Origin of the sequence: Nocardia sp. XZ_19_231 (assembly GCF_015355705.1) — a bacterium.
GTDB classification, from domain to species: domain Bacteria; phylum Actinomycetota; class Actinomycetes; order Mycobacteriales; family Mycobacteriaceae; genus Nocardia; species Nocardia salmonicida.
In genome coordinates this window covers 497,104-510,125 of record NZ_JACUZI010000001.1, presented here as the reverse complement: position 1 = coordinate 510,125, position 13,022 = coordinate 497,104, and the positions used below count along the sequence as shown (strand labels likewise).

Below are 13,022 nucleotides of genomic sequence, written 5' to 3'. Positions count from 1 at the left end.
CACCTGAACCACGCGTCCGAACACGAGCAGAAGCGTATTCGTTTCAGTAATAAACCGGACCGGATTCAGTCAAAATCGCGCCTGGGAGACTCACTTTTCGACGCTGAGAACGGTCCAGCGATCCGACCGCGTACGCCGAGCCGACAGCGGTCGGACGCGCTGCCCGATGAGCGGCATCACGGCTGTCGACACAGATTTTTACTGTGTCCAGACACACTAGGCGGGACAACGTTGCATCACCGTTGCATCGTCGTGATCCAGATCACGAGCACGATGCGGCCCCGGAAACGACAAAACCCCCGCCGTAGAACGGCGGGGGTTTCGGTCAGACGTTGCGACGCTTACTCGGCGTCGACGGTCTCCTCGACGGCGGCCGGCTCGGCGGCCGCAGCGGCCTCGTCCTCGACCGGGACGAGCGAGATCTTGCCGCGGTTGTCGATATCGGCGATCTCCACGCGCAGCTTGTCGCCGACGTTGACCACGTCTTCGACCTTGGCCACGCGCTTGCCGTTGCCCAGCTTGGAGATGTGCACCAGACCGTCGCGGCCCGGCAGCAGCGACACGAACGCACCGAAGGCGGTGGTCTTGACGACCGTGCCGAGGAAGCGCTCGCCGACCTTGGGCAGCTGCGGGTTGGCGATGGCGTTGATCATGTCGATCGCGGCCTGGGCCGACGGCCCATCGGTCGCACCGACGAACACGGTGCCGTCATCTTCGATGGAGATGTTGGCGCCGGTTTCCTCGGTGATCTGGTTGATCATCTTGCCCTTGGGCCCGATGACCTCGCCGATCTTGTCGACCGGGATCTTGATGGCGGTCACGCGCGGGGCGTAGGGGCTCATCTCATCGGGGTCGGTGATGGCCTCGGCCATCACGTCCAGGATGGTGGTGCGGGCGTCGTGCGCCTGGTTCAGCGCACCGGCCAGCACCTGCGAGGGGATGCCGTCGAGCTTGGTGTCGAGCTGCAGGGCGGTGACGAAGTCACGGGTACCGGCAACCTTGAAGTCCATGTCGCCGAAGGCATCCTCGGCGCCGAGGATGTCGGTGAGCGCGACGTAGCGGACCTCTTCGACACCCTGGTCGTTGGTGATGGTGTCCGACACCAGGCCCATGGCGATACCCGCGACCGGCGCCTTCAGCGGCACACCGGCGTTGAGCAGCGACAGCGTCGAGGCACAGACCGAGCCCATCGAGGTGGAGCCGTTGGAGCTCAGCGCCTCCGAGACCTGACGGATGGCGTAGGGGAACTCCTCCTGCGAGGGCAGCACCGGCATCAGCGCACGCTCGGCGAGCGCGCCGTGGCCGATCTCGCGACGCTTCGGCGAACCGACGCGACCGGTCTCGCCGGTGGAGAACGGCGGGAAGTTGTAGTGGTGCATGTAGCGCTTGGAGGTCTCCGGGCCGAGCGAGTCGACCTGCTGCGCCATCTTCACCATGTCCAGCGTGGTGACACCCATGATCTGGGTCTCGCCACGCTCGAAGATCGCCGAACCGTGGGCGCGCGGGATCACGTCGACCTCGGCCGACAGCTCACGGATGTCAGCCAGGCCACGACCGTCGATGCGGAAACCATCGGTGAGGATGCGCTGGCGAACCAGCTTCTTGGTGACCGAGCGGAACGCGGCACCCAGTTCCTTCTCGCGGCCGGTGAAGTCGTCACCCAGACGGGCGAGCACCTCAGCCTTGATCTCGTCGATGCGGGACTCGCGGGCCTGCTTGTCGGCGATGCTCAGCGCCTCGTTCAGCTCCACCTTCGAGGTGCCCTCGACAGCGGTGAACACGTCGGGGCCGTACGGCGGGAAGAGCGGGAACTCCTGGGTCGGCTTGGCAGCCAGCGCGGCCAGGTCGGCCTGGGCGCGGACCAGACGCGCGATGAACGGCTTCGCGGCTTCCAGACCCTGGGCCACCACGGCCTCGGTCGGCGCCTGCGCACCGTCTTCGATCAGCGCGATGACCTTGTCGGTGGCCTCGGCCTCGACCATCATGATGGCGACGTCGCCGGTGTCGGTGACGCGACCCGCGACGACCATGTCGAACACGGCGCCTTCGAGTTCCTCGACGGTCGGGAACGCGACCCACTGCTCACCGATGAGGGCGACGCGAACGCCACCGATCGGGCCGGAGAACGGGATGCCCGAGAGCTGAGTCGACGCCGAGGCGGCGTTGATGGCCACCACGTCGTACAGGTCGGCCGGATTCAGGCTCAGCACGGTGACAACGACCTGGATCTCGTTGCGCAGACCGTCGATGAAGGTCGGGCGCAGCGGCCGGTCGATCAGGCGGCAGGTCAGGATCGCGTCGGTGGAGGGGCGGCCCTCGCGACGGAAGAACGAGCCGGGGATGCGACCCGCGGCGTACATGCGCTCTTCGACGTCGACCGTCAGCGGGAAGAAGTCGAACTGGTCCTTGGGGTGCTTGCCCGCGGTGGTCGCCGACAGCAGCATGGTCTCGTCGTCCAGGTAGGCGGCGACGGAGCCGCCGGCCTGCTTGGCCAGACGGCCGGTCTCGAAGCGGATGGTGCGGGTGCCGAAGCTACCGTTGTCGATCAGCGCGACCGACTCGAAAACACCGGGCTCGACCTCGACCGCAGTCGAAGTACGTTCAGTTGTCTGCGTCATATTTTCTTCTCTCGACCTCTCGTCTCGCTGGTCGCGCTGCCGTTTCCATGCGTACTTTTCCCATGGTGGGCGCGAACCCAGCTGTCGTCAGCCGTACCGGACACGGACACGTGGAAACCCTCCTGGCGTCCACGCGCAGCACCCGGCCGTATCCCCTTGGAAGCGGCGACGCGGAGGCGGTCATCGATCGAAGCCCGACGGCGGCGAGAAAGAACGCCTGCCGAAAGGCCACTACCGAAGACCGACGCCACGCGGACGGATGCACACGGCTGTCACATGTTGTAATGCGGCCGGGAACCCGATGGTCCCCGAACACACGAATAGCCAACGAGAAGAAGTGTACTTCTTCCCGTTGGCCAGGTGTCGACCGCCTCGACGGGGAGGCGTGTCTGATTCAGATCAGCGACGCAGACCCAAACGCTCGATGAGCGAACGGTAGCGGTTGATGTCGTTGGCCTGCAGGTACTTCGACAGGCGACGACGACGACCGATCAGGGCCAGCAGGCCGTGACGGGTGTGGTGATCGTGCTTGTGCTGCTTCAGGTGCTCGGTCAGGTCCGAGATCCGCTTCGACAGCAGCGCGATCTGCGCCTCCGGCGAGCCGGTGTCGGTGGGGTGCAGGCCGTATTCGGCGAGAATTGCCGACTTCTGCTCAGTGGTCAGCGCCATGTGGCTCGACTCCTATTTTTCAGTTCCGCGCTCGAAGGTCCGGTTACCCGGGATGGGCGCCACCGCGGACCGCAGCAAACCCGAGGATTCACCTTACCGGACGCCCGAAGGCGCTACCGAATCGGCCTCAGGCGTCGGCGGCGGTGAGGACTTTGCGCGCTTCCTCGACATCGCGGCCCATGGCCTCGACCAGATCGTCGATGGAGTCGAATTTGCGCATCCCGCGCAGTTGTTCGACGAAATCGACACCGACGTGCTGGCCGTAGAGGTCGGCTTCACCGTCGAGGACGAACGCTTCGACGGTGCGCGCGCGGCCGGAGAACGTGGGGTTGGTGCCGACCGAGATCGCGGCCATCGCGCGCTCGCCCGGTGCGGCGTTACCGATGGTCGGGCCCGACCCGAGCACGGTGAACCAGCCCGCGTACACCCCGTCGGCGGGGATCGCGGCGTGCATCGGCGGGGCGACGTTGGCGGTCGGGAACCCGAGCCCGCGGCCACGACCGTCGCCGTGCACGACGACACCCTCGACACGATGCGGGCGTCCGAGCGCCTCGGCCGCAGCGGCCATATCGCCCGCGTCGACACAGGCACGGATATAGGTGGAGGAGAAAGTGACGGCGTGTTCGCCGAGCAGGGTCACCCCGTCGACCTCGAAGCCGAACCGCTCACCGAGTTCGCGCATCGTGTCGACGGTGCCCGCGGCCTTCTTGCCGAAGGTGAAGTTGTCGCCGACCACGACCTCGGTGACGTGCAGGCGTTCGACCAGCAGATCGTGCACGTACTCGGACGGGGTGAGTTTCATGAAGTCCTGGGTGAACGGCATCACGCAGAACACATCGATCCCGAGCTCGGAAGCCAACTCCGCCCGGCGAGTCAGCGTGGTCAGCTGTGCGGGATGCGAACCGGGTCGCACAACCTCCATCGGGTGCGGATCGAAGGTCATCAGAACCGAGGGAACGCCACGCTTGCCCGCCGCGGCGACCGCGCGGCTGATCAGCTGCGCGTGCCCCCGATGTACCCCGTCGAACACGCCGATCGTGAGAACGCAACGCCCCCAGTCCGCGGGCACGTCGTCGAGACTTCGCCATCTCTGCACAGAGCGAAGCCTACGCAAAGCAGTGCCCGAACTGAATTCCGGTGTGACCGGATCACCGATACACGGCGTGCCGGTTCGTCGATGTGTTATTCGGGGCAGGGATGCCTAACATTGGTGATGTGCCCGCTAAACGAGATGTCGCGACCCGTAGCGCGCTGACGCAGCCCGCCGAGCAGGCCGAACTCGCCGCCACCATCGCGCCGGACCTCTCGGCGGTGGCACAGGACTATCTGAAGGTCATCTGGACCGCCCAGGAGTGGTCGCAGGAGAAGGTGTCGACCAAACTGCTGGCCGAGCGAATCGGCGTGTCGGCCTCGACGGTGTCGGAGGCGGTGCGCAAGCTCACCGATCAGGGCCTGGTCGAACACGCCCGTTACGGCGCGATCACCCTGACCGAGCACGGCCGTCGCGCCGCGGTCGCGATGGTGCGCCGGCACCGTCTGATCGAGACCTTCCTGGTGAACGAACTCGGCTACGGCTGGGACGAGGTCCACGACGAGGCCGAAGTACTCGAACACGCCGTCTCGGACCTGCTCATGTCCCGCATCGACGCGAAACTCGGTCACCCCGACCGCGATCCCCACGGCGACCCCATCCCTTCCACCGACGGTGCCGTCCCCACTCCCCCCGCCCGTCAACTCAGCGACTTCGCCGCGGGTGAATCCGGGCGGGTGGCCCGTATCTCCGATTCCGACCCCGCCATGCTGCGCTATTTCGACTCCGTCGGGATCGCCCTCGACACCACCATCGCAGTAGCCGAGCGCCGCGATTTCGCCGGCACCATCGCCGTCCACATCGCTTCGTCCGAGAATCCCACCGAGCTGGGAACACTTGCCGCCGAAGCGATCTGGCTCACCGCCTGATCCGGTCGAAGCGAACCTGATCAGCAGTTGAAATAGGTGCGGAGGCGGGCCGGTACGCCGTCAGCCGTGGCGGTGGTCCAGCAGGTGTCGTGGGGGAACCTGACATAGGTGGTCCAGGTTCCCGACGTGCGGGTGATGAGGCGCTGGTTGTCGCCGGGGGTATCCCAGCGGATGACACCCCACTGTCCGTCGCAGTCGGCGATGGTGGCAGCGGGTCCCGGATCGACGCCCAGTTCGGATTCGATGGTGGATTCGGCACAGGCGGCGGCGGGTTCGGTCGGGGTGTCCTGGAAGCGCAGTTTGCCGGTGGCCGTGCTGCCAGGGGTGACCAGGAACAGCGCGTGCATGCCTTCGGGGACCGGGTTCGTTCCCGAAGGCGCGGTCATCCCGAAGTGATAGCAACCGATTTCGGTGACGAATGACGCCTGACCTTGTTCGTCGGTGACACCGTCGCGGCGCACTGTTTCCACCGTCTCACCGAGGGGGATGTCGTTGCTCGACGGATCACACGGCTGCTGCAGCGAAAGGTGAACCGGCACACCGGGAACAGGGACCCCGGACAGGGTCACGGTGCGCAGTACGACGGTGCCGGTCGCGGCTGCGGGCGGCGTGGCGGTCATCGCCGGAGCGGTAGGCGCACCCACAGACTTCGATGGGCCGCCCTCTCCGGCCGTGGACGCAGGCCCGCCGGAGATCACGGCGGGAGCAGCACTGGGAGTGGCTATCGGTATCGACGCGGTGACCGTGGTCGTCGAGCGTGCCGAGTTCGATCCCGGCACTTGCGGATCACCGGTCCCGCACGCCGTGAGCAACACCGTCACACCGGCGACGACACCGATCCAGGTCTTCCCGATCGCAGTCATGGTCTGCCCCTCCGACGCGAAAGCTATTCATCCTCGCTATCGCCGGTATCGGACAGGACGTTAGCGACACGTCCAGTGCCACTGACAGCCGAAGCCACCGGAATGGTCCAGCACTGTCAACGCGACAGGAAATCCAGCAGCACGCGGAATTCGGTGAGCGAGAGGTATCCGTCGCCGTCCTGGTCGGCGGCCGCGAGCAGGTCGGCGGCCGGTTCGTCGATGTGGCCCGCGCCGACGTGGCGAATCAGCGATTCCAGCTCGGTGACCGAGATCCGGCCGTCGCCGTTGATGTCGAAGACCCGAAACGCCGCGTCGGCGTCGGTGACTTCGATGCGCCCCGCGACGACGGCGGCGTCGAATTCGGCACGGGAGACGAGAAAATCACCGTTGGTGTCCGCGGCGGCGACCATCCGCTCGATGGCCTCCCGGTCGACTTCGATTCCCGCGGAACGGATTCCGTCGACGATGTCGTCCACCGACACCAGCCCGTCACCGTCGCGATCCCACAGCGTGAACGTGTCGACCGACTCTGCACTCATCTCACGAATCCCTCTTCCGCGGCCACCACCGGCCGGTCACGCCACTCTACGGATTCCTCGGAGTGGGTGTGGCGCACAACGAGTGGGCGACTCTCAGCTCGCCTGGCCGTCGAGCACGCGCAGTGTGACCGATTCGGCCGCCGGTTGCCGATATTCGGTGAACAGGGCCGCGACGAGTTCACCGCGACTGGTGACGCCTGTCTTGTCGAAGACGGACTTCACGTGGTCGCGCACCGTGTGGGCCGATACCAGCAGGTGCCGGGCGATGGCGGCGGTGGACAGTCCGGCCGCGACGAGTTCGGTGACTTCGAGTTCGCGGCGGGTCAGTTCATAGGCCGCAGCGACGAGTGCGGCCACCTCCGACGGGGTCGCGTGTTCGATCACCAGCGCTGTCGTAGTCGGTTCGCCGTTCGCGTCACGCAGACACGAGGCGTGGCAGACGAGCCACCGGCCGGTCAGCGTGCGAATACGGATGCGGGCGCTGTCGCCGGTGAGACGCGCACGGCCCGCCGTGCTGAGAATCCAGACGGGCAAAGGTAATTCGAGGCCGGAGTCGGTGGTCGTGGACGGGCCGGGCGGCATCAGCGCGAGCAGCTCACGGGCTTCGTCGTTCACCGAGAGCAGGGCGCCGTCGGCGCCGAACAGCAGCAGGCCGGGCGCGTGGACGCCGTCCCAGCCCGTGGTCGCCGGTCGCGCGAAGCCGCGCAAGCGCCGTGCCATCGGGGCCGATAATGCTTGCAGCACCGCGATATCGGCGGGGGCGAAGGCCTGCTTGCCACGATCCCGGAACAAGCTCACCTGCCCCCAGCCCTGTCCGTCCACGCGCAGCACAGCCCGCAATTCGTCGCCGAATCCGCGGGGTCGCATAAAACTTCGATACAGCGGGCTCAGCGTCGGCCGGTCGCCCGTCACCGCGCGCAAACCGGCCACCGGCACCTGCGCCACCGCCAGATCGCGGAACAGGTTGACATGCTCAGCGAAAATCTCTGACTCCCAGTAGGTTCCGCAGCCGCCTTCGTGCAGGTTCTCCACCCGCACCGGCGCGGTGGTCAGCCCGTTGACCGGATCGGTGGCCACCCACACCGCGGCATCGAACCCCACGGATCGGCGCAATCGGGTGGACGTCCGCTCGAACAGCTCGTGCGCATCCGGTGCCGCGGCGATCCCGCTGAGCAGTGCGGACAGGGAAGGCGAAGCCGGGGCGGTCATGTGCCCATTGTCGTCGCGTTCAGTGCTCGCCGACCATCCCGCAAACGCGGGATTTCGCAGCGGCTCCGGCGCGACCACGCTGATCACGGACGGGCACGAGGTCGTGCACGCCATCGAATGAGAGTGCGCGGCAACGCCCTCCGGCGACAGGAGTCGATATGCGAATCGGGATCATCGGTGCGGGAGTGGCCGCGGTCGGGTTGCTCGACGCGCTCGCGCGTGCGGAAGGGACACCGGGCATGATCACCGTGTTCGAAGGGTCCGCGGCGCTATGGCGTGGGCGGGCCTATCAGCGCGATGTGCCCGCGGTGCGCGTGAACGCCCCGCCTGCGTTGATGTCCGCGCGGGCGAGCGATCGCGGGCATTTCCAGGACTGGCTCGCGCAGCGACCGGATGCGGTGCGCTTCCTCGACCCCGGGCTGGGGCAGCCGATCGTGCCACGCGCGATGTACGGCGAGTACCTGGAGCACTCGGCGCGGGCGTCGATCGACCGGTTGCGTCGCGACGGATGGCAGGTCAGTGTCGTGAACGACCGGGTCACCGACCTCGCACGGGAACAGCCGGTGGTACTCCGCACCGAGGGCGGCGTGCTGTATCCGGTGGATCGCGTGGTGCTCTGCGTCGGCAGCGGCCGTCCCCGCGACCAGTACGGTCTGACCGGCTCTCCCGGCTACTTCGACGAGCCGTATCCGCTGGCGCGCACGCTCACCGAGGTGGATCCCGAGGCGCACGTCGCCGTGATCGGCAGCGGCCTGACCGCCGTCGACATCATGGCGGCCTTGACCGAGAACGGCCATCGAGGTCCGATCACGCTGCTCTCGCGCAGCGGGATCCTGCCGTTCGTCCAGCAACGTCCACGACCATTGGCGCCGCGACATCTCACCCCGGCCGCCGCACTGGACCTGGCCGCGAGCGGCACGGTCGAGTTCACCGAGGTGGTCGCGCTCCTACGTGCCGAATTAGCTGACCTGGGTGAGGATTTCGATGAATTCGCCGCCGAGATCCGCGCTACCGGCGCCGAGGACCCGGTGCTTCGCCTGCGTCGTCAGCTCGCCGATGTCGACTCCGCCCTGCTGGGTCGGCGCCTGCTCACGATGGCGATTCGCACGATGGGCCCGATCCTGTGGCCTGCACTGACCGACGCTGACCGGAGGATGCTGCGTACCGATCACTACCGCACGATCAGCAGCCTCAGCTCACCGATGGTCCCGCACAACGCGGAAATCCTGGCGCGCCTGCTGGATTCGGGTCGGGTCCGGTTGCGGACCGGACTCACCGCGGTCGCGGCGGACAGCACCGGGTTCACGGTGACCGACGAGTCCACCTGGACGGCCGACATCGTAATCAACGCCGTCAACCCACCCGCCTATGTCACCCCGCAGGACACCGAGGCACTGATGGCACGCCTACTCGGCAGCGGCACCGCGGAATTCGCACCCACCGGTGGTCTCCGTGCGGAACCACGTACCCGTGCGCTGCACGCCGACACCTGGCATGTCCTCGGCAATCTGGCGGCGGATTCGATGTTCATCGCCACCAACCCGCCCGGCCTCGCCGCCGAAGCGGCACTGCTGGCCGAGCACCTGACCAAGGAATCCGGCCTACCCGTGGGCATCTGACTCTGCCCGGCGGGCGGGTTCGGCAGCCCGGACGCCGATCTCGCCGGTGGCCTGACAGTGACCATCGCCCGTCGAAGCATCGACCGTCAGTCGCCGATTCCCCTGGGGCGCACCACCATCACCGAGCCCGCGCGTTTGCCGCTCTCCTCCAGGAGCGCGATGGCCCTGCCCCGTGGGTCGATGGCGGCGTAGACGCCCTTGATGCCGACAGGTTCGAGCCAGCGGCCGGTGCGCAGGTCGGTGGCCTGCGATTCGTCGATGTCGCGGAGCGGGAAGGCGGTACGGACGGCGGCGTCGATGTCGAGGCTGAGCAGGGGCTGCTCGGCTTCGGCGGCGGTCGCGAGTTGTTCGAGGGTGCGCGCGTGTTCGAGGGTGAAGGGACCAACTCTGGTGCGGCGCAAGGCTGTCAGGTGACCGCCGACACCGAGGGCCGCGCCGAGGTCGCGGGCCAGGGCGCGGATGTAGGTGCCGGAGGTGCATTCGACCGCGACGTCGAGATCCACGAATTCACCGTCGGCGACGTCGCGCCGGGCCAGGATGTCGAAGCGCGACACCGTGACCGGGCGAGCGGCCAGTTGCACTTCTTCGCCCGCGCGCACGCGCGCGTAGGCACGTTCACCGTCGACCTTGATGGCGCTCACCGTGGCGGGGACCTGCTCGATGTCACCGGTCAGCGCCGCGACACCGGTCGCGATCTCGTCGTCGGTGACGTGCAGCGCGGGAGTGGTCTCGGTGATCTCACCCTCGGCGTCGTCGGTGTTCGTAGCCTGGCCGAGCCGGATCGTCGCGGTGTAGGCCTTGGTGGTGAGGAGCAGTTGGCCCAGCAGTTTCGTGGCCCGCTCCACCCCGAGCACCAGCACGCCGGTGGCCATCGGGTCGAGGGTGCCCGCGTGGCCGACCTTCTTGGTCTGCAACAGTTTCCGGCTGCGCGCCACGACATCGTGGCTGGTGAGCCCGCTGTCCTTGTCGACGATCACGAGACCGCCGAGCTCGCCCACCCGCGACACCCGTGCTGCCATCAGCCGTGCGCGATCGCGGTCAGGATCAGCCCGTCGGCGATCAACCAGTTGCCGTCGAACTCGGTCAGCGCGGCGCCGCCGTCGTTCGTCAACCCGGGCACGAGCAGCTTCGTATGGAAGGTACCCGAGCCCGCATCGTCTGTGCGGGAGTCGATCTCGAAGGTGATGTGCGCGTCCTCGAAACCGAGCCAGCGCAGTGTCAGCGGGAACCACGCCTTGTAGGTGGCCTCTTTGGCACAGAACAGCAGCCGATCCAGGTGCAGGCCCTCGCCCGGCGTGTCCGACAGCCACTCGCGTTCGGCGGGCAGACTGACCGAATCGAGCACGCCGTCGGGCAGGGTGTCGTGCGGTTCGGCATCGATGCCGACCGAACGGAAACGCAGCGAATGCGCCGTCGCCGCAGCCCGGTAACCGTCGCAATGGGTGAGGCTGCCGACGATGCCGCGCGGGAACAGCGGCATTCCGCGTTCGCCCTTGCCGATCGCGACAGGTTGCTCACCGAGCTGCTCGAGGGCTAGGCGAGCACAGTGCCGGGCGCCGATGAAATCCCGGCGACGCTTCTCCACGGACTTGGCGATGAGGTGCTCTTCGGCGGGATGCGCCTTCAAGTCCTCCGGAAACACCAGCAGCTCCGCCGAAGCCACACTCCTCGGCAAAATCCTCTCCAGCACTGCTGTCCGCCTCTCCGCGTATTCAGGCCAGACTCAGGTGCTGGGTAGGGCAGCGTTGGCGTCTGGCGGTACCGGGGTGGCGGGTTTTGCTCGTACCCGGTGAGTTACCGATGTTCTTACGAAATCAGGTGTTGAGTTCTCGTGCAAATTTGGTGTCAGATGCCTCGTCTGCGCTCTGCTTTTTCGCGCATTTCCGCTGCTGCGGCTTCCATCTCCGGGGTGACCTTGAAGTGGCCGCCCCAGGCGTTCAGGTCGCCTTCGGCGTACACGGGTTCTGGGAGGATTTGGCGCAGCAGCGGTTCCGGCATGCCTCGGCGTTTCCATTCGCGCGGGTAGCCGAGGGAGACCTCTTCGAAGCGGACCCCGTCGTAATAGGTGGTGCGGGGGATGTGGAGGTGGCCGTAGACCGAGCAGATCACGTTGTAGCTGGTGTGCCAGTCGGCGGTCAGGTCGGTGCCGCACCACAGCGAGAACTCCGGGTAGAACAGGATGTCGGTGGGCTGGCGGACCAGGGGGAAGTGGTTGATCATCACCAGCGGGGTTTCCGCGGGCAGCGCGTCGAGGCGGCGCTGGGTGTACTGGACACGGGCGTGGCACCAGGCATCGCGGGTGAGGTACGGGTCGGGGGTCAGCAGGAACTCGTCGGTGGCGACGACATTGCGTTCGCGCGCCAGCGCCAATCCCTCCGCCTTGGTTTTCGTGCCCGCCGGTCGCCACGAATAGTCGTAGAGCAGGAACATCGGCGCCAGGGTGACCCGGCCGCCGTACTTCTCGGCACCCGAACCCGTCCACACCGGGAAAGGGTCCTCCGGGGTGACCACATCGAGGTCACGACACATCGCGACGAGATAGTCGTAGCGAGCGGCGCCGTGCATCTGCACCGGGTCCTTCGGCGTGGTCCACAGCTCGTGGTTGCCCGGCACCCAGATGACCTTGGCGAAGCGGCCGCGCAACAACTCCAGCGCCCACCGCACCTCCTCGGCCTTCTCCCCCACATCGCCGGCGACGATCAACCAGTCCTCGGGCGAATCGGGAACGATCTGCTCCACCACAGGCTTGTTCCCCTGATGCCCCACGTGCACATCGCTGACCGCCATCAACTTCGGAATCACCTGTCCACAGTGGCACACTCCGGGCCGGCGGCACCGGCGGGTTCACCCCTGCGCGTCGGAGGCTTCGGCGACGAGCAGCTCGAGCAGCCCGGGAAACCGCGCGTCGAGATCGGCCCGCCGCAGGACGACGGTGCTGCGATTGCCGTAATTCACCTGCCGGACCAGCCCCGCCTCGCGCAGCACCCGGAAGTGGTGGGTGCGGGTCGCCTTCGTCACCGGCAATTCGAACGACGAGCAACTGCGGTCCCCATCGGCGGGATCCAGCGCGAGCAGGGTGATCACGCGACGCCGCAGCGGATCGGCCAGCGCGCCGAGTACCGCTCCCAGTTCGAGCTTCTCCTCCACCCATCCACCTCCTCATAGGTACGACTTGCGCCATACCTAACCGCCGCCTACCGTCCTTAGGTACGTAGAACATCGTACCTAAGGAGCATCATGGCGGGCACCTACGCCCTGGTGGGGTTCGCCCACCCGAAACCCGAACGCCGCGACGACCTGCGCGAACTATTGCTCTCCTTCGTCGAACCGACCCGTGCCGAACCGGGCTGCCTCGAATATCACTTCCACGTAGACAGCGACGATCCGTCGGTCTTCGTCTTCTACGAGGTCTGGCGCAGTAAGGCCGACCTCGACCGGCACCTGGCTCTGCCCCACATGCAGGATTTCTGGAACTCCCGCCTGGACTACCTGACCCGCGATCTGGACATCCGCTGGATCGACATGCTCAGCCCCTACCCGCGCTGA

At 66.9% G+C, this 13,022-nt stretch carries 13 protein-coding genes; 3 read left to right on the top strand and 10 right to left on the bottom strand.

All coding sequences use genetic code 11. The annotated features are described in order from the left end of the window. Window positions 1-341: 341 nt before the first annotated feature. The 3 genes from IBJ82_RS02270 to IBJ82_RS02260 form a co-directional block, all read right to left on the bottom strand. Complete coding sequence (locus tag IBJ82_RS02270) at window positions 342-2,618, bottom strand: polyribonucleotide nucleotidyltransferase (protein ID WP_194824277.1); 2,277 nt, start codon at window positions 2,616-2,618, stop codon at window positions 342-344. Between the two features lie 399 nt (window positions 2,619-3,017). Continuing rightward, window positions 3,018-3,287 carry a 30S ribosomal protein S15 gene (rpsO, locus tag IBJ82_RS02265; RefSeq protein ID WP_056811493.1) on the bottom strand — a complete coding sequence of 90 codons (270 nt, stop codon included), beginning with the start codon at window positions 3,285-3,287 and terminating at the stop codon, window positions 3,018-3,020. Window positions 3,288-3,414: 127 nt separating this feature from the next. Continuing rightward, a complete protein-coding gene (locus tag IBJ82_RS02260; protein WP_194824276.1) occupies window positions 3,415-4,383 on the bottom strand; it encodes a bifunctional riboflavin kinase/FAD synthetase in 969 nt (322 codons plus the stop codon). Window positions 4,384-4,484: 101 nt separating this feature from the next. On the opposite strand from IBJ82_RS02260, the gene IBJ82_RS02255 reads away from it, so the two are divergent. Next, window positions 4,485-5,246, top strand: coding sequence for a metal-dependent transcriptional regulator (locus IBJ82_RS02255; protein WP_228536395.1), 762 nt, complete (start codon window positions 4,485-4,487; stop codon window positions 5,244-5,246). Between the two features lie 20 nt (window positions 5,247-5,266). Here the strand turns inward: IBJ82_RS02255 and IBJ82_RS02250 are convergent, their stop codons facing one another. From IBJ82_RS02250 to IBJ82_RS02240, 3 genes are all read right to left on the bottom strand, one after another. After that, window positions 5,267-6,109, bottom strand: coding sequence for a hypothetical protein (locus IBJ82_RS02250; RefSeq protein WP_194824275.1), 843 nt, complete (start codon window positions 6,107-6,109; stop codon window positions 5,267-5,269). A gap of 116 nt (window positions 6,110-6,225) precedes the next feature. Continuing rightward, complete coding sequence (locus IBJ82_RS02245; RefSeq protein WP_194824274.1) at window positions 6,226-6,648, bottom strand: EF-hand domain-containing protein; 423 nt, start codon at window positions 6,646-6,648, stop codon at window positions 6,226-6,228. 93 nt (window positions 6,649-6,741) lie between these two features. After that, the gene (locus IBJ82_RS02240) at window positions 6,742-7,857 is read right to left on the bottom strand and encodes a helix-turn-helix transcriptional regulator (RefSeq protein ID WP_194824273.1); all 1,116 of its coding nucleotides are present in this window, start codon (window positions 7,855-7,857) and stop codon (window positions 6,742-6,744) included. Window positions 7,858-8,015: 158 nt separating this feature from the next. Here IBJ82_RS02240 and IBJ82_RS02235 point away from each other — a divergent pair, with 158 nt between their 5' ends. After that, a complete protein-coding gene (locus tag IBJ82_RS02235) occupies window positions 8,016-9,476 on the top strand; it encodes an FAD/NAD(P)-binding protein (protein ID WP_194824272.1) in 1,461 nt (486 codons plus the stop codon). An 86-nt stretch (window positions 9,477-9,562) separates the two neighbouring features. Here the strand turns inward: IBJ82_RS02235 and truB are convergent, their stop codons facing one another. The 4 genes from truB to IBJ82_RS02215 form a co-directional block, all read right to left on the bottom strand. Continuing rightward, complete coding sequence (gene truB, locus IBJ82_RS02230; RefSeq protein WP_194824271.1) at window positions 9,563-10,495, bottom strand: tRNA pseudouridine(55) synthase TruB; 933 nt, start codon at window positions 10,493-10,495, stop codon at window positions 9,563-9,565. Next, a complete protein-coding gene (gene npt / locus IBJ82_RS02225; protein ID WP_056811511.1) occupies window positions 10,495-11,166 on the bottom strand; it encodes a 4'-phosphopantetheinyl transferase Npt in 672 nt (223 codons plus the stop codon). Before npt ends, truB begins: the two co-directional genes overlap by 1 nt. 155 nt (window positions 11,167-11,321) lie before the next feature. Further along, window positions 11,322-12,278 carry a metallophosphoesterase gene (locus IBJ82_RS02220; RefSeq protein ID WP_194824270.1) on the bottom strand — a complete coding sequence of 319 codons (957 nt, stop codon included), beginning with the start codon at window positions 12,276-12,278 and terminating at the stop codon, window positions 11,322-11,324. 42 nt (window positions 12,279-12,320) lie between these two features. Next, on the bottom strand, window positions 12,321-12,623 hold the full coding sequence (locus IBJ82_RS02215; protein WP_194824269.1) for a helix-turn-helix transcriptional regulator: 303 nt from the start codon (window positions 12,621-12,623) through the stop codon (window positions 12,321-12,323). A 90-nt stretch (window positions 12,624-12,713) separates the two neighbouring features. On the opposite strand from IBJ82_RS02215, the gene IBJ82_RS02210 reads away from it, so the two are divergent. Continuing rightward, window positions 12,714-13,022: a putative quinol monooxygenase gene (locus tag IBJ82_RS02210; RefSeq protein WP_194824268.1), complete on the top strand. Its 309-nt coding sequence runs from the start codon at window positions 12,714-12,716 to the stop codon at window positions 13,020-13,022.

Bases quoted from the DNA above. Each gene is read 5' to 3' on its own strand.
- IBJ82_RS02245 (WP_194824274.1), bottom strand. From the start codon at position 6,648: ATGAGTGCAGAGTCGGTCGACACGTTCACGCTGTGGGATCGCGACGGT.
- IBJ82_RS02250 (WP_194824275.1), bottom strand. From the start codon at position 6,109: ATGACTGCGATCGGGAAGACCTGGATCGGTGTCGTCGCCGGTGTGACG.
- IBJ82_RS02240 (WP_194824273.1), bottom strand. From the start codon at position 7,857: ATGACCGCCCCGGCTTCGCCTTCCCTGTCCGCACTGCTCAGCGGGATC.
- truB (WP_194824271.1), bottom strand. From the start codon at position 10,495: ATGGCAGCACGGGTGTCGCGGGTGGGCGAGCTCGGCGGTCTCGTGATC.
- IBJ82_RS02270 (WP_194824277.1), bottom strand. From the start codon at position 2,618: ATGACGCAGACAACTGAACGTACTTCGACTGCGGTCGAGGTCGAGCCC.
- rpsO (WP_056811493.1), bottom strand. From the start codon at position 3,287: ATGGCGCTGACCACTGAGCAGAAGTCGGCAATTCTCGCCGAATACGGC.
- IBJ82_RS02210 (WP_194824268.1), top strand. From the start codon at position 12,714: ATGGCGGGCACCTACGCCCTGGTGGGGTTCGCCCACCCGAAACCCGAA.
- IBJ82_RS02255 (WP_228536395.1), top strand. From the start codon at position 4,485: ATGCCTAACATTGGTGATGTGCCCGCTAAACGAGATGTCGCGACCCGT.
- IBJ82_RS02235 (WP_194824272.1), top strand. From the start codon at position 8,016: ATGCGAATCGGGATCATCGGTGCGGGAGTGGCCGCGGTCGGGTTGCTC.